Raw genomic sequence first — 22,914 nt, 5'->3', positions numbered from 1 at the left:
TTGTCGGGGGAGCGATCAGGGAGGCAAGAGCCGAGCCAGAGGCCCAGCCATTGCCATGCGGAGGAGACGAACGCCGCAGCTCGGGCCATCCACCATTTCGCATAATGTATATTATGTTCTATGGCGGACGGTGTGCCGCAGGATCTACAACCTCCTGAGCGTTTCCACATAGATGATGCTCTCCGAGCACCTAACCCCCTCAACCTTCCGGTCCTTGATGTCGATCCACATCAACCCGGCAACCAACCTCTGCGGCCAGTACATGAGCGGCCCGCTCACCACTACACGCTTGTTCTGCCAGCGCTGCCGCTGCTTCAGCACCGTTTCCGGCGGCGCCAGGTCAAAGCACCGGCCACCATCCAGCCTGATGGATCCCAGGGTCCGGCCGCCCGGAACGATCGCCATGACACCGGCAACCTCGAGGCGTCGTTCGATCTGGGCCTCCTGCGCCTAACCAGCTCCGGCACAAGCCAGCGCCATCCCCAGGCACACAACACGCCACCAGATCGAGGCCCGCATATCGCCTCCTCGTAGATTGCCGAACCAAATGGCCGTGACGCGTCACGTTAATAACCAAAATTCCTTGAGATCTGGGCGCCCGACCAAGGCCCTGGCCCCCAGATTTCAAAGCACACACAGGTCGCCAGCCGCCCGTTTAGGAATAGTCGCAAAAATCGTACGAATTCGATGACCACCAGGATGGCGGCGCCAGAATAAGCGCCACGCCCCTGGGCGACGATCACCTCCCTGCGCATGAATGGATATCCTGCACCGCGTCGCCTTCGGCTGGCACTGCTCGACGATCATGACGTCGTCCGACGCGGCGTCGGCACGCACCTCGGCACCGATACGCGCTTCAGGATCGTCGCCAGCCACGGCCATAGCGCGCCACTGTTGAAGTACCTGATGAACCACCCGGTGGATGTGGCCATCATCGACATCACACTGGGCGTGGACGATCTGAGCGGCCCCGAGTTGGTGCTGAAGCTGCGCGAGTGCGCGCCGCGGGTCTCGCTGCTGGCGTTTGCGGGCCAGTCGTCGAACGCCGGCATCCAAGTGCTGCTGGATGCTGGAATCAGTGGCTATGTCAGCAAATGCGAGCCATTGGCCGAGCTCTCCGATGCTGTAGTCCGGGTATCCCAGGGGCTGTACCGGCTTCCTCCCGGGTGCAAACTGCCGCCCACGCGCGAACCGCTCAGCCGCAACGAACGCGAGGTGCTGCATCTGCTTCTGGATGGCATGACGGTGTCCGAAATCGCAGTGCAGCGCCACCGCAGCATCAAGACCATCAGCACCCAGAAGAGCGCCGCGCTGCGCAAGCTTGGCCTGCGCAATGACGCCGAAATCTACGCGCTCCGCACCCAACTGGAGGCGCTGTGATCGCCCCAGCGTGGCGGCGCATGACAATTGCGGCCCTCGCGGTCTGCCTGCTTACCAGCGCAACGATGGATGGGCCGCAGCCAACCGGGCACCCACGACGCCCGGTGCGTGTCGCAACCGGCCCCATGTTGCGACCATTCCCTGAGCCGCCACAGCCGGACGCGCCGCCCACCATTGCACATCGTTATGCGAAATTGGTGGCGCAGCACTCCGGCCTGTCCTTTATCGATCAGCCGCATGACAGCACCCTCGCCGCCATCGCGGCGGTCTGCACGCGGCAGGCCGACCTGGTGCTGGTGCAAGGCGAGGCCAGCGACCTGCCCTTGCCCTGCGCCGGCCTCATCCAATCGCGTCCGTTTCGCGGGGGCGACACCGTATTGGCTGGCCCGCTGGGCGCACCCCTGCCCCACGACGCAGGCGGGCTGCGCAGCCAGAAGCTGGCCGCCGTGGGAGGCGGCCCCTACCCCGCCTGGTTGATCGCGCGCCACCCACAGGTGGAGGTCATTGCGGCGCCCAACATGCACGCGGCACTGGCACTGGTCGATGCGGGAAAGGCAGATGCAGCCATAGGCCTGGAAGCAAGTCTGCGGCCGGTGTTCAGGCGCGACTTCAGCGGCAGCCTGCGCGTGCAGCCACTGCGGGGACACTTTCCCCGCGAGCTGCACCTGCTGGCACGCCAGAGTGACCAGCAGCTGATTGATCGCATCGAAGATGCCTTGGCACAGATCAGCATTGATGAGCACGCTGCGCTGCTGCAGCACTGGGCTCGACAGACGCTGGCGGACCGATGGGGTCATGCCACCATCCGCACGCCGCGCTGGGTGCGGCCGGTCATCGTCATCGGCATGCTGGCCTTGTCTATCTCCCTGGCCGTATCCAAGCGCAGGCGCAATCGCCTGCCAGCACAGCAGCGTGAGCGCAACCACGCCTCCAGCATGGTCAATCACGAAGTGCGCAATGCGGCGCAGGCCATGGTGAGTGCGGTCGACCTGCTCAAGCAGGGTCCGCTGCCGGCAGGTGCGCACGAACTTGCCTCCATCGCCGCCAATGCCGGGCAGATCCTGCGCAGGCTGCTCAACCGCGCCCTGGATTTCTCCCGGCTGGCGGACGGCAGCTTCCGGCCGAGGCCTCAACCATGCGCGCCAGCTGCTTTATGCATGCAGGCCGTGCAGGCAGCCACGCCGCAGGCCCAGCAGCGCGGCCTGCGCCTGCAACTGCATGCAGGCGATGCCTTGCCGCCGGTGGTGCTCGATCCCGACTGCCTGCGACAGATTCTGGACAACCTGCTGGGCAACGCACTCAAGTTCACCGACGTGGGCAACGTGGACCTGCGCGTCGAACTGGACGTTGCATCCCACCCTGCCCGGCTGCAGATCGAGGTGGTCGACAGCGGCGTCGGCATTGCGCCCGCACAGATGGCCGAGCTGTTCGCGCCCTATCGCCAGGCCGATGGCGGCCGTCAACGTGGCGGCAGCGGACTGGGTCTATCGATCAGCCGTCAGCTGGCGCAGGCCATGGGGGGCACCCTTGATGCACATAGCGTGCATGGCCGTGGCAGCCGTTTCACCCTGCGTGTGCCGGTGCGGGTGCTGGATGAGCGCGCGCTTGCGCAGGAAGTGCCGGATACACCGTGGCCGCTCAGTGGCGTGCAGGTGTTGCTGGTCGACGACCACGAACTCAATCGCAGGGTCATTGCCGCGCAGCTGCAGCAGCTCGGCGCGGCCGTGCGCGAGGCAGGTACTCCTGCCGCGGCGCTTACCCAGCAGGCCGCCTCGCCCGCGTCGGTCGTTTTGCTCGACATAGAACTGGACGCGATGGATGGCTACGCGCTGGCTGCGCAGCTGCGCGGGCAGGAGCGCGATCAGGCGGATCGGCCATGCCTGCTCGCACTGTCAGCGCACAGCGGTGATGAGCACCTGCAGCGCTGCCAGCGTGCGGGCTTCGATGGCGTGCTGGTCAAGCCTCTGCAGATCGAACGCCTGCTGGATGCACTGGGCCTTCGCGTCAGAGATGAATCGCCCGCAACCGACCTGCCGGCACAGCTGCTTGCGGACTACGACCAGGACATCCGTGCAGAAATGGCGCTGCTGCAACAGGCCGTGGACGCGCAGGATACGACAGTGTTGCGTCATCATGCCCACCGTCTGCAGGGCGTCCTGCAGATGCGCGGCGCCGCCGCCATGCAGGACGTGGCGGGTGAACTGTGGAGCGTGGGCAACGCCGCTGCTGCGGACTGGCACGAAGCCCAGCGGCTGCTGCGGGTGTTGCGTGTCTGGCGCGGCGATCTTCCCGCCGCGCCAGAGCCCTGACTCAGGCTGCGTTGCGCTCGGCCTGGCGACGGGTCAGGTCATTGAAGCGACCCAGCGACATCAGGTGCTGGTGGATCAGCGCCAGCCAGCCGCTGCGGTGCCATTCGACGACCGTGGCGTCCGGCAGTGCGACAAACTTCTCCACGTCCACCACGAAGAAGCCATTGAGGTTGAACTCACGGCCATCGGGCAGGCGGATGGTGGCGTTGCGCTCGACCAGCAGGTTGTTTTCCAGCAGCGCCTTGGAGAAGGCCTGGGTCTGTTCGTGCTCGCGGGTGAACTGGCCGCAGAACTCCAGTGCCTGCTGCACCATGTCGGTGGCCTTGCCGTCGACGAACAGCGGCTGGCCTTCTTCGCCGCCACGCACGATGCGCGGGCTCTCTTCGTCGATGCCCAGCAGGAAGTCATTGTCCTTGCCGGTGTCGATGAAGATGAAGGGATGGCGACGCAGGTAGGCCGGGATGTAGGTTTCATCCGCCCACAGGCCATCGGTGATGAACAGGTTTTCGGTGGTGATGCCGACTGCGGCCATCGGCACGGCGGTGGGGCCGGCGAAGAGAATCGGGAAGTGGTGCAGCGCCAGCGAGAATTCGCCGAGCACCAGCGGGATCGAGTTGCTGCCAGCAGCGAACTCCAGCTTGCCCGGCAGGATGCGCACATCGGCATGCACGTCGGCCTGCAGCGGCACCGGACGGGTGTAGAACAGGGGTGCGCCGCTCTGTGCAGCTTCGGTGGTGGTATCGCTGGTGGTGGTCATCGTCAAAGCCATGTCGAACATGCACGCCTGCCATCCCGGGCGCGCCAGCGGGAACAACCTGAACCCCGCATTATCAACAAGCCGCATGACAAGAGCCACCCCGACGCGAATTTATTTCAGCTGCAGCGGGTAGCGTTGCCACAGCACGTGCACCAGAAAACCGGCCAGTTCGGTGTCGCGGGCACTGACGGCCGCGCGGATCTTGTCCAGCAGCACCATGTCACTGCACGAGCGCACATCGGCGTGGTTGGCCTGCCCTGCCCTGCGCGCACGGTAGCGCGCAGCCCGCTGCGCATCGCTCATGGCGTACCCGAACTTGGGCGGCCGACCGCGTTTGCGCGGCAGGGTCAGCTCCAGGGTTCCGGGGTCGTTGTCATCACGCATGGCGGGTGCGATCGGCGGCAAATCAACAGGGGTGCGCAATTTATCGTGAGGCATCACTTTAATCCAGCTTTTTCTGCACTTGTGTTGCATTGCAGCGCGAGCCGGCGCGCGTAGTGGAGGACCCGCCCTATCCACGCATGGCGTGGAACTACTGCGCCATTGTAGATCCATGCCATGCATGGATGCGCATGACACCCGCAGATCCAGTAGATCCACGCCATGCGTGGATACCAATGACGCCCGCAGACACGAGTAGATCCACGCCACGTGTGGATGCCCATGGCATCGGCAGAACAAAAAAAGGGAGCCCGCGAACCGGCTCCCTCTGCCTTGCATCACCCAGCGCGCACCGGCTCGTAGCCGTGCAGATGCGCTTCACTGCTGGCGCGCCCCTGGCTGAGCGAGCGCAACGAGGTGGTGTAACCCACCAGGTTGGCCAGCGGCGCAAAACCACTGACTTCGGCGCGACCTTCCTGGTCGTCGATGCGTGCGATGCGGCCGTGGCGACGGTTGAGGTCGCCCACCACATCACCCACCGAGGCCGACGGCGAATGCACCGTCACGGCCATCACCGGTTCCAGCAGCTGCGTACCGCCCGCAGCCAGCGCGGCCTTGATCGCCTCGCCGCCAGCGCGGTGGAAGGCCATCTCCGAGGAGTCCTTGGCATGGGTTTCCCCATCGACCAGGCTGATCTCGATGCCCACCACCGGATGTCCCTGCGGCCCGGAGGTCAGCGCCGCACGCACACCCTTTTCCACCGCGGCGATGAAGCCGCGCGGGACCACGCCACCGACGATGCGGTCGTTGAACACGACCTGGTCGTCCTCGCGCGGCACCACGTCCAGCACCACATGGGCGAACTGGCCCTGGCCGCCATTCTGCTTGGAGACCCGACCAACCACGCCGGACACCGCGCGCAACGGCGTTTCCTGGTAGGCCACGCGCGGCGCGCCAACGCCAACATCGACCTTCCATTCGCTGCGCAGGCGCTCGACCATCACCTCCAGGTGCAGCTCGCCCATGCCCCAGACCAGGGTTTCGCCACTGTCGCGCTCGGTTTCCACCTTGAACGACGGGTCTTCCTGGGCCAGGCTGGCCAGGCCCTGCGCCATGCGGATGAGGTCGGCCGCGCGTGCCGGCTCCAGCCGCCAGGCCAGTACCGGCGCCTGCGACTGGATGCTCTCCAGGCGCAACGGCTGCCCTCGCCCGCTCAGCGTTTCACCGCTGACGGCATCCTTCCAGCCCAGTACCGCGACGATGTCGCCGGCGATGGCCTGCTCGATGTCGTGGGTCTGGTCGGCCTGCACGCGCACCAGGCGGCTGACGCGGCGCCCCTGCGGGTGCTGCGAACTGGCAATGGCTTCGCCCACCTTCAAGGTGCCCGAGTACAACCGCACGAAGCTCAGCGCGCCGTGCTGCTGGTGGGTGATCTTGAACAGCAGGCCCGCCAGCGGACCGTCCGGATCCGGCGGCAGCGACACCTCGCCGTGTTCCGCTTCGGCAGTGACGGCCGGGCGATCCAGTGGCGACGGCAGGTAATCGACCACCGCGTCCAGCAGCGTTTCGATGCCCTTGTCTTTGAAGGCCGCGCCCGCCAGCACCGGCACGCCGGCACCGGCCAGCGTGGCCCGGCGGATCGCTGCGCGCAACATCGCCGCATCGATCGCCGCACCTTCCAGCCACGCCGAGGCCAGCACGTCATCATGGTCGGCCACAGCCTCGATCAGCGCCTGCCGCTGCGCCTGCCACGGCGCGCGCTCGTCCTCGCCCCAGGGGGTGATGGACGCCGCAGCGCCGTCCTGCCAACGCAGCACGCGCTCGTCAACCAGGTCGACCCAGCCATGGAACTCGCTCTCGCTACCCAACGGCACGCCCAGCGCCCACGGCCGCGCCTGCAGCTTGTCCTGCAGCTGCTCCAGCACGCGCTCGAACGATGCGCCGACGCGGTCCATCTTGTTGACGAAGCCAATGAGCGGCACGCGATGCCGGCGCGCCTGGCGCCACACGGTTTCCGACTGCGGCTGCACGCCATCGACGGCCGAGAACACGGCCACGGCACCGTCGAGCACGCGCAGCGAACGCTCGACTTCAATGGCGAAGTCGATGTGGCCGGGGGTGTCGATCAGGGTCAGCCGATGCGGCGGCAGGTCGCGCGGCGCCCATTGCGCCTGCACGGCGGCCGCGCCGATGGTGATGCCGCGTTCGCGTTCGATCGCCGAGAAATCGGTGGTCGCATTGCCGTCGTGCACTTCGCCGACGCGATGGATCTCACCGCTTTTCCACAGCAGGCGTTCGGTCAGCGTGGTTTTACCGGCGTCGATGTGGGCAATGATGCCGAGGTTGCGACGGCGGGAAAGGACATGGGTGTTCATGAGATAGGTTCCTGCAAAGCCAACTTCAGGGGCCGCGCACCCCGGTTGGCGACAGGGCGCGCGGCTAGCGTTCGGTCTCGGCGATCTGGTGCATGGCACGTTCTCCTCGGTGTTGCGGGTGGAATGAAATGGCGGAAACGAAAAGAGCGCCCCGAAGGGCGCTCTGTGGATGGTCCATCGATGGCCGTATCAACGGCCCCGTGGCACTCCAGGCAGACACGCCCGTTCCGCGCTTGCGCGGGTCAGGGTGAAAAACTTCAGGAGCGGCATCCGGTTCATGGGGCGCATTCTAGACCTGCCATTCTGGCGCGCAAGTGGCTATTGCACGCATGAATGGAACGATGAGGCTTGGTGGGGCCAGATCCCTTGGAAAAGCCAAGGGCTCTAACCCCTCCACCAAGCATCACTCGCAGCCGTTGATCCGCCGCGCCTCAGCCACAGTCGCGGCATGGTCACCGGTCACCGACACCCAGTCCTTCAACGAATACTCAGGATCGACCTCGGCACGCTTGGGCGAGTCGTACATCGTGATCTCGGTCCAGCTGCCCACCGCGCCCAGCTCGGCCAGGCGCGCAGCCTGATCCTCATCGGTGCTGAATGTGTCGCCCGGCTTGGACGGCTTGGCGTTGTTCACCGTTGCGGTCTTCAACGCGCGCACGCGCAGCGCACCATCCGGCATGCGCTGACTGATCACGTCGTAGCGTTCAGTGCCGTAGGCCCACGAGCGCTCGGCATGGCGACGCACTTCACTGCCATCGTCGGCCACTTCAACCGAGCCATCCGCCAGGCCGGCAATGGCAGCGATGCCGCCGTAGCCGGCCATCATGGCTTCATAGCCGACCATCTGGCGCTTTTCCAGCGGCAGTTCACTGGCGGCGGGCTTCATGCCCGGCAGCTTGAGGTATGCCGACTTCTTGCAGAGCAGTAGTACGCGCTGGTCGCCCCAGGCCATCATCATCGCGCCGCCGGTGTAGTAGTGCGTGGCGAACAGATCAGGCTTGGCGCCTGCGCCATTGGCATGGCGCGTCTCGATGGACGTGGCCTGGTCGGCCGCCTTCTCGATCGACACCGTGCGGGTGGATGCGGCATGGACGCTGCACGCCGCTGCAGCCAACGAAACCAGCAAGGCGGTGCGGGGGAAACGATGCTTCATGGGGGTCAGTCCGTTGAGAAAAACGAACCGCCAATAATACGGTGCGAAGCGGAATCCAGCCTTGCTCAATGGGGTCAGGTCACTACCACCAGCGGCACGCCCCGGCGGGGATGCTGCAGCACCACCACATCCTGCTGATACACGCGCTGCAGGTTCGCTTCCGTCAGCACCTGCGCAGGCGTGCCATCGGCCGCTACCCTGCCCTGCTCCAGCAGCACAATGCGATCGGCATATCCGGCCGCAAGGTTCAGGTCATGCAGCACCACGATCACGCAGGCGCCCGCTTCGGCACACGCGCGCACGCTGCGCAGCGTGCGTTCCTGGTGGCGAAGATCCAGTGCGGCTGTCGGCTCATCCAACAGCAGCAGCGGCGTGTCCTGCGCCAGCACGCGCGCAAACGTGGTGCGTGCCGATTCACCGCCGGACAACTGCTGCACTTCGCGCAGGCACAGCGCCTGCAGCTCGGCGGCGTCGATGGCCGCCTCCACCCGCGCATCGTCCACCGTGGGATCCGGCGGATGCGGCAGCCGCCCCATCGCCACCACTTCTTCAACGCTGAAGGCGAAGCGCACGCCATGTTCCTGCGGCATCACCGCGCGTTTGCGCGCGAGCGGGCCGGACTTGTAGCTGCGCAGCGGGGCACCATGCAACTGCACTTCGCCAACATCGGGCCGCAGATCGCCGGCGGCCACCGCCAGCAGGGTCGATTTGCCGGCGCCGTTCGGGCCGACCAGCGCGGTCACCGTACCCGGTGCGAAGGTCAGATTGATGCCATGCAGGATCTCGCGCTGCTGGTGGCGCACCACCACATCGCGCAACTGCAGGAAATCGCTCATGGCGTGTCCTTGCGGCGCTGCTGCAGCACCAGCCAAAGGAAGAACGGCGCGCCCAGCGCGGCCGAGAACAGGCCCAGCGGAATTTCCGCCGGCGGATCCAGTGTGCGCGCGGCGGTATCGGCAATGACGATCAACAGCGCCCCCAGCACGCCCGATACCGGCAGCAACCAGCGATGGCCCGGGCCGACCAGCAGCCGCGCGACGTGCGGCACCACCAGGCCGACGAAACTGATCGAGCCGGCAAACGCCACCGCCGCACCCACCAGCAACGCGCTGAAAGCCACCAGCATCCGTCGCGTCCGCGCGACATCCAGGCCCAGATGCTGCGCCTGGCGCTCCCCCAGCGCCAGCATGTCCAGCGGCGTGGCCATACGCAGCAGCGCGAAAACACCAATGGCGAAAAGCGGCACCACGGCGGCCACGTCTGCCCAGTTGGCCTGCGCCAACGAGCCCATCTGCCAGAACACCAGCGACTGCAGTTGGCTCTCGCTGGCGATGTAAGTGAGGAAGCCGATCAGCGCCGAGCAGAACGCCGCCATCGCAATGCCCACCAGCAGCAGCGTTGCATTGCCACTGCCCTTTCCCGGGCGCGCCAATGCGTAGGTCAGGCCGATGGCCAGTGCGCCACCGCCAAATGCAGCCACTGGCACCAGCCAGCCCGCTGCGCCTGCCGCCCCCAGGACGATCGCCGCAACGGCGCCCAGCGCCGCGCCTTGGCTGACGCCAACGATGCCGGGGTCGGCCAGCGGATTGCCGAACAATCCCTGCAGGCTCGCGCCAGCCATTGCCAACGCCGCCCCCACCATGGCCCCCAGCAGGGCGCGCGGAATGCGCAGCTGCCACACCACGGCGAGGTCGCGGCGGCTGACCGCCTGCGGATCCACCAGGCCCAGCTTCACCCCCAAGGCCTGCAGAACGTCCAATGGCGGCAGGCGCAGCGGCCCCATCGCAAATGACGCCAGCACCGCGCCCACCAGAGCCAGCAGCGCCACCCACAGCATCACCCGCCCGCGACGGCGGCGCCGATCAGCCGGACTCATGCCGGCGGCAGCGCCGCTAGAGCCCTGGCCAGGGCCAGGGCGCCCGCGCCGGTGCCGACGCTGGTGTACTTCAGCTGCACATCGGGCATTACCCAGACCCGGTTGGCCGCGCCGGCCGGCGTCTGCTTCAGGGTGGGATAGGCCTTCCACAGGCCGTCGGCGCCCCCGAACTGCTGCAGGTCATGCTCGGTCACCAGGATCACCTCCGGTGCTGCGGCGATCACGCCTTCATTGCTCAGCTGCGAGTAGTTCTTCACCCCTGCCTCGCTGCCGATGTTGACGCCGCCCGCCAGGGCGATCATCCCGGCCGACGCGCTGTCTGCGCCGGCCACGGTCGGATTGCCACCGCCACCGGTAGCCGACACGTGGATCACGCGCGGCGCATGCGCCAGGCCCTTGCCCAGTGCCGCCGCCTCATCCAACTGGCGCTGCACCTGCGTCGCCAGAGTCTGCCCGGCATCGGCCAAGCCCACGGCGGCCGCCACCTTGCGCACCTTGTCCGGCGCCGGCTGCAGGTCATCGATCACCACGGCCGATTCGCCCACCTCGCGCAGCTTGCCCGCCAGCACGGTGTGGCGGCGCAGGCTGTTGCCGAGGAACAGCGAGCCATGCAGGCTCACCACGCCCTCGACGCCGGTGGTGCGGTTGAACAGGAACTGGTGCGGCGCGGCCTGGCCGGCCTGCGTGGTGGTGTTGGTCGGTGCGGCAAACACCTGCTTGCCCAGGCCCAGCGCCTCCAGCACGGCAATCACATCGTCACCGCCGGCGATGATGCGGCTGGTGTCGGTCACTTCGGCGTCGGCGCCATCGTCAGAGCGCACCTTGGCCGGCAGCACCGGCACCTGGCCGGTCAGGGCCGGCAGATCGGTGCCCGCCACGCGCTGCCAGCCGGCAGGCAGTTCGGTAGCCGCTGCGGCGTTTTCTGCGGCAGGCGCAGCGGCGTCGTTGGCCGCAGGCGGCGCCGAAGTGCCGCCACAGGCGGCCAGCGCCAGTGAAACGGCCAGCGGAAGCGCACACAGGCGCAGACGGGAAGCGATGTTCATGCGAAATCTCCTTGCTGGCCGGGCGAAGTCATCGCCCTCGCCCGGCACGTGGGTTACGGCTGGCGCGGGGTGATCCGGGTGATGCGGTCGCCCTTGGCGTCGTCGGCGCCGCGCGACTTGTTCACCGCGAACACGCTGCCCTTGCCATCGGCGCGCACATGGTTGGGGAAGGTGCCGCCATCGAGGTTGCCGACCACCTTGCCATCGCGGTCAACGACGGTGACGGTGCCGGCGCCGCGGTTGGTGACATAGGCCAGGCCGCTCTTGTCATCGAAGGCGACGTTCAGCGCACCGGCACCCACCGGCACGTCGTGCACGACCTTGCCGCTGGCCACATCGACGATCAGCAGGTTGTCGGTGCCCTGCGAGGCCACGTACAGGCGGTTCTGCTGCGCATCGAAGGCCACGCCCGAGGCGCTGATCGAATTGCCCAGATCGATGACCTTGTCGACTTTACCGGTGGCGACGTCGATCACCGCAGCCTCGGGCGTGCCGATGCTGACGGTGAACAGCTTGCCGGCCTTTTCGTCCAGCACCAGGCTCATCGGGGTGAACTTGCCTTCGTCGACGCCCGACTCCAGGGTGATCGGCGGCAGCTCCTTCAGCGTCCTGGCATCGAATACCGACAGGTGGTCTTCGCCGGTGGCCGAGGCAAACACTTTGCCGTGGGTGCCATCCACCACGACGTCGCGCGCATGCGGCACGGTGTCGACCGGGAACTGGTGGACCAGTGACAGATCCTTCTGGCGGTACACCGCGATCGAATTCTGGCGGGTGTTGGTGACCCAGACATTGCCGTTGGCGTCATCCACACCCACGCCATAGACCGCGTACACCGCGCCATTGGTGGTGCCAGCGACCTGCGCCGGGGTGATCGCCTTGGTCACCTTCAGGGTCTTCGGGTCCAGCTTCAGCAGCTGCGACTGGGTGACCGGCGGACGGCCGACCGAGGAGGTGACGAACACCGCGTTGCTGGCGGCGCTGTAGGCCGACTGGTACAGGCCCGGCACCAGCTTGCTGGACTGGGTGGCGAACTGCTGCTGGCCCGACAGCGGCAGCTGCGGCGAGATGCGCAGCTTCAGCACGGTGGCCGCCGACGGCTGGCTGGCCCGGACGACCACCGGGTGCGTGCCCGGCACGGCATCGGCGGGAATCGCCAGCGAGGTCTTGAAGTTGCCATCGGCATCGACCACCAGCGGCTGCGCGTTGAGCACGCTGTCACCGCGCACCAGGCTGACCTGCTGCCCCGGCACGAAGCCACGGCCGATGACCTCGGCCGTGCTTCCGGGAACAACGTTCTCGCCGCGCGAGATCACGCTGCCCTTGAACGTGGCGCTGGCGGGCTGGTCGAACACCGGCTGCGCGGTGGCGGTGACCGCCAGCAGCAGGCCGGCGGCCAGGGAGGTCAGGCGGAGGGACGGACGAAACGACATGGAAGGCTCCTTGCACACGTAGGCCGCGCCTCGTGGCGCGGGATTCATCGGTTGCCTGGGCCGCTGCACATCGGCAGTCCTGCCTGGGTAGTGGGGTCGCACGGCCAGGCCGTGCGGGGATTCATTCCGCAGCGTTTGCGGACGACGGCGCCTTGCCATCGTCCACGCTGCGGTCGGCCACGCCGTACAGCTCATGCAGGGCCGCGTGGAAGGACGCGGGCAGCATCGGGCCGTGGCCGAGGCCGGGGAATTCGCGGTACTGCACGCTCAGGCCGGGCACCTTGGCCAGGCGCGTGGACAGCTGCAGGGCGGCATCCGGGGTGGCGCCGCCAATGCGGCGCAGATGCGCGACCACGCGCGGGTTGCTCATGTCACGCTTGCCGCGGTCGCCGACACGCTCGGCACCGCCCAGCATCAACCAGACCTTGGCCGGCTGGCCATGCACGTTCTGCACGAACTGCTGCTCGGGATCGCCCAAGGCCGCGCCCTGGCTCCACCAAAGCGACGGGCTGGCCGACAGATAGGCCTGGAACGCGGCGGGTCGGGTGTACAGCGCATTGAGCACGAACAGGCCGCCCAGCGAGTGACCCCACAGCGACTGTTGGTGGCTGTCGATGTTCGCGCGGCGCTCCACTTCGGGCTTGATGCGGCGCTCGATCAGGTCGAGGAAGACGTCGGCACCACCGCCAACGGCCTGGGTGGTGCCGCCCTCGTCATCGGCGCGGTCGATCCAGGCGGTGTAGTCCAGGGTGCGGGCCGGCGAGTCGATGCGCAGCTCGTTGTCGTAGCCGATCAGCACCAGCACCGGCGGCGCCTTGGTGGCGGCCAGCTCGGCAAGCAGTGGCTGGTCCAGCACCATGGCGACGGCGTTGCCATCCAGCGCATACAGCACCGGCGACGGGGTCCTGGAGGCCTTTGCCGGGATCGCCACGTTCACCCGCCAGCGGCGCTGCTGGTCAGGGCTGTCGATCACGAAACGTTCGAAGCGATAGCTGGACGCCGGCTCGTCGAGCACGGTGCGACCCATCAGCTGCTGCGGATTGCGCTGCTGCGCATGGGCGTAGGGCGTGGCCATCAGGACCCCCATCATCAGGGCGGCCAGGCAGCCGAAGGAGCGTGCGGAAAACATCATGGGTGACGGATGCGGCGGGCACTGCCGCCTCTTCATCAAGGGACCGCAGTCTACCTTAAACGCGAATGATTATCACATCGATCACAGGTCGCGCTGTGTATCGTGCGCGATCCTTGCGGGCCGCGAGCGGTAGCGCCGGGCCACGCCCGGCGTACCTGCCTGCTGAAGACTCAGCCGAATTCCGGCGGAACCGGGCCGTAAGGGTTTGCGTCCGGCGTGCCCGGCAGCAGCGTGAACACGAAGATCACCAGGCCACCAAACGGGATGAAGGCCAGCAGGTACAGCCAGCCCGACTGGTTGCAGTCATGCAGGCGGCGCACGGTGACGGCGATGACCGGCAGCAGGGTGGCCAGCCAGAACAGGACAAACAGGATGATCGACGCGATGCCCAGGCCATCGGACTGCATCACCAGTGCGGTGATCATCGGCACCATCAGCACCACCGAGACGATCAGCATGAACAGCTGGAACATCCAGTATTCGCGACGGTTTGCGCGACCTTCGAACTGGGCGTAACGCTTCAACGGCAGGATGAGCTGGTCCATGGCAGGAAAGTCCTTGGGAAAAGAAGGCGCGCAGTGTGCCAAAGGCCGGCAGCCGCGACAAATGCGGCGGCTTTTATGGAGTCGAGCCGTGCTCGACTGGGGTGCGAAAGCAGTCGAGCGTGGCTCGACTCTACAGAAGCGGGGTCAGCGGCCTTTTGCTGCCCTCGCCGCCTCACGCTCTGCGCGCAGACGGTCCAGCTTTTCCTTCAGCTTGATCTCCAGCCCGCGCGGCACCGGGTTGTAGTACACCCGCTCGCCCATCGCATCCGGGAAACCGGTCTGGTCCAGCGCGATGCCACCCTCGGCATCGTGGTCGTACTGGTACTCGGCACCGTAGCCGAGTTCCTTCATCAGCTTGGTCGGGGCGTTGCGCAGGTGCAGCGGCACTTCTTCGGTACCGCTTTCGCGCACGTCGGCCTTGGCCTGGTTGAAGGCCGCGTAGCCGGCGTTCGATTTGGCGGTGCTGGCCAGATACAGCACCAGCTGCGCGAAGGCGAGCTCACCCTCCGGGCTGCCCAGGCGCTCGTAGATGTCCCAGGCTTCCAGCGCCATGCTCTGCGCGCGCGGATCGGCCAGGCCGATATCCTCGATGGCCATGCGGGTCAGCCGGCGCGCCAGATAGGACGGATCGCAGCCGCCATCGAGCATGCGCGTCAGCCAGTACAGCGCGGCATCAGGGTTGGAACTGCGCACGGATTTGTGCAGCGCCGAGATCTGGTCGTAGAACTGCTCGCCACCCTTATCGAAACGGCGGGTGCGGTCAGCCAGCACCTGGGTCAGGGTCTGCGGAGTGATGCGACCGCCCTCCCCGCCCGCCAGCTCAGCGGCGATTTCCAGCAGGGTGAGCGCACGGCGCACGTCGCCGTCGGCAGCCGTGGCGATTTCCAGCAGCAGTTCGGGCGCCACTTCGATGTGCTCTTCGCCGAGGCCGCGCTCGCGATCACCCAGCGCACGCTCCAGCGCCTCGACGATGTCGGTGGGCGAAACGCCTTCGAGCACGTGCACGCGGCAGCGCGACAGCAGCGCCGAGTTCAGCTCGAACGACGGGTTCTCGGTGGTTGCGCCAACAAACAGGATGGTGCCGCGTTCGATGTGCGGCAGGAACGCATCTTGCTGCGCCTTGTTGAAGCGATGCACTTCGTCGACGAACAGCACGGTGCGTCGGCCTTCGGCGAAACGCTGCGCCGCCTCGGCCAGCACATGGCGAACCTCTGGCAGGCCGGAAAGCACGGCGGAGATGGCACGGAATTCGGCGTCGGAGTACTCGGCCAGCAGCAGGGCCAGCGTAGTCTTGCCGCAGCCCGGCGGGCCCCACAGGATCATCGAATGCACGCGGCCGGATTCGACCGCACGGCGCAGCGCGCTTTCCGGCGCCAACAGGCGCTTCTGCCCGACCATTTCGTCGAGGGTGCGCGGGCGCATGCGCTCGGCCAGCGGGCGCAGATGATCCCGATCGACGCTCAGCAGATCGGGGCCGGGGAAAGAAGTGGAACGATGTCTTGGCACCTGATCATTGTACCGCGCCATCCATCGGTAGCGCCGGGCCATGCCCGGCGACCGTTATCAATCACCGATGACGTCGGTGCCCTTGGGCGGGGTGAAGCTGAAGGTGCCGGCGGCGAAGCCGGGGTTGCGCTTCCAGCCGCTGAAGGTGATGACGGTGCGCTGGCCGACGGCGTCGGTGATTTCCATCTTGGCCAGGCCCTGCGCGTTGAAGCCCAGTGCGGCGTACTGGAAGCTGGCTTCGGTATCGCGCTTCGGCGACAGCGCCAGCCACTGCAGACCGTCGCGCTTGCCGGCCTCTTCGCTCAGGTCGTACTGCTGTTCCAGCAGCGCCGGGTTGATCAGCGCGGTCAGCGGGCTGTTCTGCTCTTCCTTGCCCTGCTCGCGCACGGTGGCCTGTTCCAGGTCCGGCTCGTACATCCAGACCTTCTTGCCGTCGGCCACGATCAGCTGTTCGTGCGGGCGTACGTATTCCCAACGGAACAGGCGCGGCGCCGACAGGGCCACGCGGCCGCTGGTCGATTCCTTCACCTTGCCGCGGCCGTCGAACACCTGCTGGCTGAACTGGCCATCCAGGCCCTTCAGGCCACTGGTGAAGGTCTTCAGGTCATCGCGGGCGCCGGCCCAGGCGCTGCCGGCAGCGGCGCAGGCCACGGCCAGAGTGGTGGTGGCAAGGAAACGACGGAAGCGGATGTTCATGCAGGAATCCTGTGGGCGCATGCGCCAGGAAAGTTGGGAGCCAGTGTGCCCGGGCGAAGATGAATGGGCGATCAGGGCGACATTATGCCGCCCCGCACGTGCAACTGCGATTCAGCCCGCCGCGCCCGGCAATCTGCCGTACAGGACCTGTCCGCGGAAGCCGCGCCGCACTTCGCGGTACAGCGCCCGGAACGCCGGGTAATCCTGCGGCTGGCACAGGGCATCGGCGCCGCGCACGGCGTTCTGCTGCAGGCGGTGGTGGACGATCACGTCCTGCCCTTCCCGCGCCCAGTCCACCCGGTAGTCACCGGCCGCATTGCTGAAATGCTGGCTCTGCGGGATGGCGATGATCGGCACGCTGCCAGGGAACTGCAGGCGGTAGGTCTCTTCGCGCAGGCTGGCATTGCAGTAGAACGGCGTCTCATTGGCAGGCGCCGACGCCGTGGCGTACAGGCCACGTACCGATTCCCCGCCCGGCGGATCCGGCACGGCCATGCCGCCGGCCACGCTGAAGTCCACGTAGTCCTCGGCCTGGAAGGCCATGCGGTAGCCGAACGGATGGGTGAGGTCGACCGGCACGCCCTGCAGCTGCAGCTGGCCGCGCCCGTCGAAGCCGGAGGCAGCCATGATCGACTCCTCGGCACGCGCGCGGTTCTGCGCGTTGAGCTGGGCGAACTGCGCACGCATGCCGATCTCGGCGTTGTCGCTCAGTTGCGGCACGGTCTCGCCACGCAGGTTGCCCTGCGCATCGAAGGTGAAGCGCACGTCCATCGCCGTCGCGTTGCGCTGCGGATCGTTGGCCGGGGTACGCGCCAACGTCGCGTCACGGGTGCGCAGTACCGGTGCACCGAGGTCGCCGTCGGGCAGCTGGCCGAAGCGCGCCCAGGCACTGGTCGAATCCAGGTACAGATCGAATTCGGGCACGTAGGTGATGGCGTGGTTGAAGCGCCCCAGCACCGGAATCTCTGGCAGCGTCGGGCCACCGCCCGCACCGATCAGCACCGGAGAGCTGGCAATGCCCTTCGCCGCCAGCAGCGCTTCCAGGACCACCACATGGTCCTTGCAGTCGCCATAGTGGTTGTCGAGGATGCTCTGCGCGCTGTTCGGCTCCAGCCCGCCATTGCCCAGGTACACGGCCACGTAGCGGATGTTCTGCGCCACCCAGCGGTACAGCGCATCGGCCTGCGCCTTGCGGTCGCTGATGCCGGCAGTCACCTCATCGGCCAGCGCCTGGATCGACGGCGTCACCTCGGCCGCTGCGCCGGCCTTGACCTGGTACGCGTGGCCCACCTGGGCCCAGTCACGGAAGGTGCTGGCCATGATGTTCGGGCCGAACTCCCACACGGCCGCCGCCCAGTTCTGCGCCTGCATCGGATCGCGGCGCTGGTAGCGCCAGCGCCACTGCGCCTGGCCGTTCTTCACCGTCGGCGTGTCGCTGCCCTGCACGCCGCGACTGTCCACGTACATGGGCAGGCTGGCCGGTGCGCTCAAGGTCACCTCGGCGTCGTCGTACTGGGTGAACACATTGAAGGTCTCCCACAGGCCGAAATAGCCGGGGAAGTAAGGCGTCTGCTGGGCGCGGCGCACCTGGTAGACCAGGCGCGTGCCCGGCGCCAGGTTCGGGAACACGATCACCCGCACCTTGCGGTCGGCGTACATCGCCGCCGCCGCACTGGAATAGCTTTCCTGGGTGTAGATGCGATCGGCCGGCACATCACGGCGCTGGCCATCGGCGGTCAGGGTGTAGGCGCTGACCACGTCCAGGGTTTCCATCTTCTCGCTGTAGCTCAGCCGCACCTGGCTGAACTGCTCGACCGCCGCCTTGGTCTTCAGCAGGATCTCGTAGGTTTCGGTCTGCACGCTGCCGGCATCCGGACGCACCACGTAATCCGCACGGTAACGGACGAAGCTGAAGTTGTTGCTGGCCTCGGCATCGCTGCCGACCGACGGCGGTGCCGGCGACGGCGCCGAGGCGGACGTCCCGGCCAGGGCCGGGCCGGCAGCAAGCAGACAAGCCAGCGCCAGCGCACAGGGAGCGGGTCGGAACATGCGTCGGATCCTTGGACGTCGTAGGCGTGGCGGGACTTACTTCGGCGGCGGCGGTGCCAGCACCGTGCGGTCGCCGTTGTGTTCGGGAGCACTGACCACGCCGGCCGCTTCCATGGCCTCGATCAGTCGTGCTGCACGGTTGTAGCCGATCTTCAGGCGCCGCTGCACGCCGGAAATGGACGCACGACGGGTCTCGGTGACCACGCGCAGCGCCTCGTCGTACAGCGGGTCGGACTCGTCGCCGGCAGCACTGGTCTCCGGCAGGCCGGTGGCACCGACCACCACGCCGTCGCCCATCGTCTGCACTTCGTCCAGCACGCCGTCGACATAGTCGGCCGGACCCATCGCCTTCAGATGCTCGACCACGCGATGCACTTCATCGTCGGAGACGAACGCGCCATGCACGCGCTCGGGCATGGCGGTGCCCGGCGGCAGGTACAGCATGTCGCCGTGGCCCAGCAGGGTTTCCGCGCCGGACTGGTCGAGGATGGTGCGCGAATCGATCTTCGAGCTGACCTGGAACGCGATGCGGGTCGGGATGTTGGCCTTGATCAGGCCGGTGATGACGTCCACCGACGGGCGCTGGGTGGCCAGGATCAGGTGGATGCCGGCCGCACGCGCCTTCTGCGCCAGGCGCGCGATCAGCTCTTCCACCTTCTTGCCGACGATCATCATCATGTCGGCGAATTCGTCGATGAAGATGACGATGAACGGCAGCGTCTCCAGCGGGCGCGGCGCTTCGCCCAGCTCCGGGTTCGGCTTGAACAGCGGGTCCATCAGCGGCTGGCCGGCGTCCTGGGCGTCCTTCACCTTCTTGTTGAAACCGGCCAGGTTGCGCACGCCCACCGCGCTCATCAGCTTGTAGCGGCGCTCCATCTCGGCCACGCACCAGCGCAGGCCGTTGGCGGCCTCCTTCATGTCGGTGACCACTGGCGCCAGCAGGTGCGGGATGCCCTGGTAGACGCTCAGTTCGAGCATCTTCGGGTCGATCATCAGCATGCGCAGGTCTTTCGGCGAGGCCTTGAACAGCAGGCTGAGCACCATGGCGTTGACCGCCACCGACTTGCCCGAGCCGGTGGTGCCGGCCACCAGCAGATGCGGCATGCGCGCCAGGTCGGCCACCGTGGACCGGCCGGCGATGTCCTTGCCCAGCGCCAGGGTCAGCACGCTGGCCGACTTGTCGTACTCCTTCGAACGCAGCAGTTCGGAGAGGTAGATCATCTCGCGGGTGACGTTGGGGATTTCCAGGCCGATCACCGACTTGCCCGGGATGACGTCGACCACGCGCACCGACTTCACCGACAGGCCGCGGGCGATGTCCTTGTCCAGCGAGCTGATCTGGCTGACCTTGATGCCTGGTGCCGGCTCGATCTCGAAGCGGGTGATGACCGGGCCCGGATTGGCGCCGACCACCTGCGCGTCGATGCGGAAGTCCTTGAGCTTGAACTCGATCTGCCGCGACAGCGCATCCAGGGTGTCCTTGTCGTAACCCACCGGCTGCGGCTTCGGATCATCCAGCAGGGCCAGCGGCGGCAGGTCCGAGCCATCGCCGTTGACGCCACGGAACATCGGAATCTGCGTGTCGCGCTTGGCCCGATCGCTCTTCTCGATCACCGGCTCCGGGCGCGGCTCGATCTTCACCGGCTCGCGCTTGGCGCGCACTTCGGCATCGGCCTTGCGCACTTCCTGGCGCTCCTCGCGCATGGCGCGGGTCTGCTGCCACTCGGTGGCCTGTTCCTTCTTGCGCTCCAGCAGCGGCGCCAGCGACATCACGCCGCGACCGATCTTTTCCATCACCGCGAACCACGACAGGCCGGTGGCCAAGGTGATCGAGGCCAGCAGCAGTACCAGCACGAACAGGTTCGCGCCCAGTGCGCCGAAGCCGACGGTGAGAGAACTGCCGACCAGTTTGCCGAGGATGCCGCCCGCGCTGGATACGTCGCCACCGAACAGGCGTACGTGCAGGAAGCCGGTGCCAGCAATCAGGAAGCCGACCAGGCCGACCAGGCGCAGGGCCGGATCGAGATCGTTCTCGCCCTTGCTCTCGCGCTTCAGGCCGAACATGGCGATCCACGCCAGCGCGCCAAGCACGACCGGCAGCAGGAAGGCGATGTAGCCGAACAGCTGCAGCAGCACGTCGGCGATCCACGCGCCGGCACGGCCGCCCATGTTGTGCACGGGCGCGACGACGCTGCCGGTGTGCGACCAACCCGGATCACTGGCTGAATAGGTGAACAGGCTGGCGGCCAGATACAGCAGCGCCGGCGCGATGGCGATCAGACCCAGGTCGCGCCAGAGGCGCTGACGGCGGGGATTGTCGGTTGGAGCCGCTGCCGCCGAGCGACGCGACGCCTTTTTGTCGTCGGACTTGGAGCGTTCGGGCACCTGCTTCGCCACCTTAGACCATACCTTTGGAATGCGCTGTTAGTGTTTGATAATAAACGACACGGCATCAGTTTTCAGTCACGGGTAGCATCCAGGGTGCCGACAGGCGCCAAAACCACCCGTGGGTGACGGCGTTCTGTTCATCGGCTTGAATCACCCCGCCCCAGCCGCCACTCTATGACCTGCCGAGGATGCTGCGCAAACATCGCCAGCGCCTTGTCCCATCTACCTTTTCGCGAGTTTACATGAGCACCAGCCTGCCCTCCCGCCACCAGCGCCTCGTCATCCTCGGTTCCGGCCCGGCCGGTTGGACCGCCGCCGTCTACGCCGCCCGCGCCAACCTGAAGCCGGTCGTCATCACCGGTCTGCAGCAGGGTGGCCAGCTGATGACCACCACCGAGGTGGACAACTGGCCGGGTGACGCCCACGGCCTGATGGGCCCGGACCTGATGGCGCGCATGCAGGCCCACGCCGAGCGCTTCGAGACCGAGGTCATCTTCGACCACATCCATACGGCCGACCTGTCCCAGCGCCCGTTCAAGCTGATCGGCGACAGCCACGAGTACACCTGCGATGCGCTGATCATCTCCACCGGTGCCACCGCCAAGTACCTGGGCATCCCGACCGAAGAGGCCTTCAAGGGCCGCGGCGTGTCTGCCTGCGCCACCTGCGACGGCTTCTTCTACCGTGACCAGGACGTGGTCGTGGTCGGCGGCGGCAACACCGCTGTCGAAGAAGCCCTGTACCTGTCCAACATCGCCCGCAAGGTCTACCTGGTCCACCGCCGCGACACTCTGAAGGCGGAAAAGATCATGCAGGACAAGCTGTTCGCCAAGGTCGCCGCCGGCAAGATCGAGACCGTCTGGCACCACCAGGTGGAAGAAGTGCTGGGCAACGACGCCGGCGTGACCGGCGTGCGGGTGAAGTCGACCCTGGACGGCAGCACCCGCGACATCGAGGCCCACGGCTTCTTCGTGGCCATCGGCCACCACCCGAACACCCAGCTGTTCGACGGCCAGCTGGCCATGAACAACGGCTACCTGGAAATCCGCTCGGGCCTGGGCGGCAACGCCACCCAGACCTCGGTGGAAGGCGTGTTCGCCGCCGGCGACGTGGCCGACCAGCACTACCGCCAGGCGATTACCTCGGCCGGCTTCGGCTGCATGGCCGCACTGGACGCCGAGCGTTACCTGGATGCACAGGGCAAGGCCAGCTGAGGCTTCAGCCGGCTTTTGTAGAGTCGAGCCATGCTCGACTGGGGAAAACGGGCGCGGAAGCGCCCGTTTCTTCATCCCGCTGTCGCAGCCTCGACCCCGGCGGGGACATCGGCACCTGCAACCGCGCCTCCCGGCCCGCGGATGCACTCCGCATTGGGAGTACCCATGCCCTGCGACCTCGTTTCACGCGCCCTCTGAGCATCCTCCGCCTCCTGCCTGACTTCCGGGAAGTACGCTTCGATCTCGCGACCGTCGTAGCGGAATGTAACTTCCTTTACTGGTGCAGCCTTTTGCGCAATGTGCGTCAAGCTATGACGGAAGTCGTCATGCTGATCTTCAAAGCTGGCGCCATAGTCATTCGGCAGGATCCCAGGACGAAAATGAATCCAAAGCGCCCCCTCAGTGAAGTCGAAGGAGACCTGCACACGGATATCGTTGGACTGCCCCTCAAGCCGCTCCATTCGATCTGAATCGCCCAGGCTTTTGTAGACAGTCGTCAGCCGTTTAGTGCGTACCGCTTCTCAAACTCTACCGGGGACAGCCCGTCGTTGGAACTGTGCCGCCGCTTTGGGTTGTAGAACATCTCGATGTACTGAAAGACGTCGGCGCGTGCCTCGTCGTGATTGCTGTAGATCCTCCGCTTGATCCGCTCCCGCTTCAGCAGCTGGAAGAAGCTC

Annotated in this window: 20 protein-coding genes; 3 read left to right on the top strand and 17 right to left on the bottom strand. The window is 66.7% G+C overall.

Going from position 1 to position 22,914, the window contains the following annotated elements:
* Positions 1–144: 144 nt before the first annotated feature.
* The gene (locus AC1VXD_RS17685; RefSeq protein WP_482993138.1) at positions 145–405 is read right to left on the bottom strand and encodes a hypothetical protein; all 261 of its coding nucleotides are present in this window, start codon (positions 403–405) and stop codon (positions 145–147) included.
* A 348-nt stretch (positions 406–753) separates the two neighbouring features.
* Here AC1VXD_RS17685 and AC1VXD_RS17680 point away from each other — a divergent pair, with 348 nt between their 5' ends.
* Together AC1VXD_RS17680 and AC1VXD_RS17675 are read left to right on the top strand one after the other, a co-directional pair.
* Entirely contained in the window at positions 754–1,380 is a 627-nt protein-coding gene (locus AC1VXD_RS17680) for a response regulator (protein WP_482993137.1), read from the top strand.
* A 197-nt stretch (positions 1,381–1,577) separates the two neighbouring features.
* Positions 1,578–3,689 (top strand): ATP-binding protein, encoded by a 2,112-nt coding sequence (locus tag AC1VXD_RS17675; RefSeq protein ID WP_482993136.1) that lies wholly within the window; start codon positions 1,578–1,580, stop codon positions 3,687–3,689.
* Between the two features lies 1 nt (position 3,690).
* On the opposite strand, the gene AC1VXD_RS17670 is transcribed toward AC1VXD_RS17675, so the two are convergent.
* The 14 genes from AC1VXD_RS17670 to AC1VXD_RS17605 form a co-directional block, all read right to left on the bottom strand.
* Positions 3,691–4,446: a SapC family protein gene (locus AC1VXD_RS17670; RefSeq protein WP_108770681.1), complete on the bottom strand. Its 756-nt coding sequence runs from the start codon at positions 4,444–4,446 to the stop codon at positions 3,691–3,693.
* A 111-nt stretch (positions 4,447–4,557) separates the two neighbouring features.
* A complete protein-coding gene (locus AC1VXD_RS17665) occupies positions 4,558–4,830 on the bottom strand; it encodes a hypothetical protein (protein ID WP_079221882.1) in 273 nt (90 codons plus the stop codon).
* Positions 4,831–5,165: 335 nt separating this feature from the next.
* Positions 5,166–7,202, bottom strand: coding sequence for an elongation factor G (gene fusA / locus AC1VXD_RS17660; RefSeq protein WP_482993135.1), 2,037 nt, complete (start codon positions 7,200–7,202; stop codon positions 5,166–5,168).
* A 403-nt stretch (positions 7,203–7,605) separates the two neighbouring features.
* The gene (locus AC1VXD_RS17655) at positions 7,606–8,355 is read right to left on the bottom strand and encodes a hypothetical protein (RefSeq protein ID WP_482993134.1); all 750 of its coding nucleotides are present in this window, start codon (positions 8,353–8,355) and stop codon (positions 7,606–7,608) included.
* A 74-nt stretch (positions 8,356–8,429) separates the two neighbouring features.
* Positions 8,430–9,191: a heme ABC transporter ATP-binding protein gene (locus AC1VXD_RS17650; protein WP_482993133.1), complete on the bottom strand. Its 762-nt coding sequence runs from the start codon at positions 9,189–9,191 to the stop codon at positions 8,430–8,432.
* Positions 9,188–10,231: a FecCD family ABC transporter permease gene (locus AC1VXD_RS17645; protein WP_482993132.1), complete on the bottom strand. Its 1,044-nt coding sequence runs from the start codon at positions 10,229–10,231 to the stop codon at positions 9,188–9,190. Before AC1VXD_RS17645 ends, AC1VXD_RS17650 begins: the two co-directional genes overlap by 4 nt.
* Positions 10,228–11,274, bottom strand: a complete 1,047-nt coding sequence (locus AC1VXD_RS17640; RefSeq protein WP_482993131.1) for a heme/hemin ABC transporter substrate-binding protein — start codon at positions 11,272–11,274, stop codon at positions 10,228–10,230. The genes AC1VXD_RS17645 and AC1VXD_RS17640 overlap by 4 nt, the downstream gene beginning before the upstream one ends.
* A 53-nt stretch (positions 11,275–11,327) precedes the next feature.
* Positions 11,328–12,707 (bottom strand): YncE family protein, encoded by a 1,380-nt coding sequence (locus AC1VXD_RS17635; RefSeq protein WP_482993130.1) that lies wholly within the window; start codon positions 12,705–12,707, stop codon positions 11,328–11,330.
* Positions 12,708–12,828: 121 nt separating this feature from the next.
* Complete coding sequence (locus AC1VXD_RS17630; protein WP_482993129.1) at positions 12,829–13,839, bottom strand: alpha/beta hydrolase; 1,011 nt, start codon at positions 13,837–13,839, stop codon at positions 12,829–12,831.
* Between the two features lie 170 nt (positions 13,840–14,009).
* Complete coding sequence (locus AC1VXD_RS17625; protein ID WP_482993128.1) at positions 14,010–14,384, bottom strand: DUF805 domain-containing protein; 375 nt, start codon at positions 14,382–14,384, stop codon at positions 14,010–14,012.
* Between the two features lie 144 nt (positions 14,385–14,528).
* Entirely contained in the window at positions 14,529–15,911 is a 1,383-nt protein-coding gene (locus AC1VXD_RS17620; RefSeq protein WP_482993127.1) for a replication-associated recombination protein A, read from the bottom strand.
* Between the two features lie 36 nt (positions 15,912–15,947).
* Positions 15,948–16,586, bottom strand: a complete 639-nt coding sequence (gene lolA, locus AC1VXD_RS17615) for an outer membrane lipoprotein periplasmic chaperone LolA (RefSeq protein ID WP_482993126.1) — start codon at positions 16,584–16,586, stop codon at positions 15,948–15,950.
* 111 nt (positions 16,587–16,697) lie between these two features.
* Positions 16,698–18,635 carry a DUF3857 domain-containing protein gene (locus tag AC1VXD_RS17610; RefSeq protein ID WP_482993125.1) on the bottom strand — a complete coding sequence of 646 codons (1,938 nt, stop codon included), beginning with the start codon at positions 18,633–18,635 and terminating at the stop codon, positions 16,698–16,700.
* Between the two features lie 36 nt (positions 18,636–18,671).
* Entirely contained in the window at positions 18,672–21,032 is a 2,361-nt protein-coding gene (locus AC1VXD_RS17605) for a DNA translocase FtsK (protein WP_482993124.1), read from the bottom strand.
* 233 nt (positions 21,033–21,265) lie between these two features.
* On the opposite strand from AC1VXD_RS17605, the gene trxB reads away from it, so the two are divergent.
* Positions 21,266–22,237: a thioredoxin-disulfide reductase gene (gene trxB, locus AC1VXD_RS17600; protein ID WP_482993123.1), complete on the top strand. Its 972-nt coding sequence runs from the start codon at positions 21,266–21,268 to the stop codon at positions 22,235–22,237.
* Positions 22,238–22,308: 71 nt separating this feature from the next.
* Here trxB and AC1VXD_RS17595 read toward each other — a convergent pair whose 3' ends face one another.
* The gene (locus AC1VXD_RS17595) at positions 22,309–22,698 is read right to left on the bottom strand and encodes a hypothetical protein (protein WP_482993122.1); all 390 of its coding nucleotides are present in this window, start codon (positions 22,696–22,698) and stop codon (positions 22,309–22,311) included.
* A gap of 35 nt (positions 22,699–22,733) precedes the next feature.
* A partial coding sequence (locus tag AC1VXD_RS17590) for an IS3 family transposase (protein ID WP_482993121.1) occupies positions 22,734–22,914 on the bottom strand: 181 nt, incomplete at its 5' end.

This window comes from Stenotrophomonas sp. STEN054 (assembly GCF_056854535.1).
Note: the sequence above shows the minus strand (reverse complement) of the source record. Positions and strands in the feature narration are given on the sequence as shown.

Bases quoted from the DNA above. Each gene is read 5' to 3' on its own strand.
- AC1VXD_RS17685 (WP_482993138.1), bottom strand. From the start codon at position 405: ATGGCGATCGTTCCGGGCGGCCGGACCCTGGGATCCATCAGGCTGGAT.
- AC1VXD_RS17680 (WP_482993137.1), top strand. From the start codon at position 754: ATGAATGGATATCCTGCACCGCGTCGCCTTCGGCTGGCACTGCTCGAC.
- AC1VXD_RS17670 (WP_108770681.1), bottom strand. From the start codon at position 4,446: ATGACCACCACCAGCGATACCACCACCGAAGCTGCACAGAGCGGCGCA.
- AC1VXD_RS17665 (WP_079221882.1), bottom strand. From the start codon at position 4,830: ATGCGTGATGACAACGACCCCGGAACCCTGGAGCTGACCCTGCCGCGC.
- fusA (WP_482993135.1), bottom strand. From the start codon at position 7,202: ATGAACACCCATGTCCTTTCCCGCCGTCGCAACCTCGGCATCATTGCC.
- AC1VXD_RS17655 (WP_482993134.1), bottom strand. From the start codon at position 8,355: ATGAAGCATCGTTTCCCCCGCACCGCCTTGCTGGTTTCGTTGGCTGCA.
- AC1VXD_RS17650 (WP_482993133.1), bottom strand. From the start codon at position 9,191: ATGAGCGATTTCCTGCAGTTGCGCGATGTGGTGGTGCGCCACCAGCAG.
- AC1VXD_RS17645 (WP_482993132.1), bottom strand. From the start codon at position 10,231: ATGAGTCCGGCTGATCGGCGCCGCCGTCGCGGGCGGGTGATGCTGTGG.
- AC1VXD_RS17640 (WP_482993131.1), bottom strand. From the start codon at position 11,274: ATGAACATCGCTTCCCGTCTGCGCCTGTGTGCGCTTCCGCTGGCCGTT.
- AC1VXD_RS17635 (WP_482993130.1), bottom strand. From the start codon at position 12,707: ATGTCGTTTCGTCCGTCCCTCCGCCTGACCTCCCTGGCCGCCGGCCTG.
- AC1VXD_RS17630 (WP_482993129.1), bottom strand. From the start codon at position 13,839: ATGATGTTTTCCGCACGCTCCTTCGGCTGCCTGGCCGCCCTGATGATG.
- AC1VXD_RS17625 (WP_482993128.1), bottom strand. From the start codon at position 14,384: ATGGACCAGCTCATCCTGCCGTTGAAGCGTTACGCCCAGTTCGAAGGT.
- AC1VXD_RS17620 (WP_482993127.1), bottom strand. From the start codon at position 15,911: ATGGCGCGGTACAATGATCAGGTGCCAAGACATCGTTCCACTTCTTTC.
- lolA (WP_482993126.1), bottom strand. From the start codon at position 16,586: ATGAACATCCGCTTCCGTCGTTTCCTTGCCACCACCACTCTGGCCGTG.
- AC1VXD_RS17610 (WP_482993125.1), bottom strand. From the start codon at position 18,635: ATGTTCCGACCCGCTCCCTGTGCGCTGGCGCTGGCTTGTCTGCTTGCT.
- trxB (WP_482993123.1), top strand. From the start codon at position 21,266: ATGAGCACCAGCCTGCCCTCCCGCCACCAGCGCCTCGTCATCCTCGGT.
- AC1VXD_RS17595 (WP_482993122.1), bottom strand. From the start codon at position 22,698: ATGGAGCGGCTTGAGGGGCAGTCCAACGATATCCGTGTGCAGGTCTCC.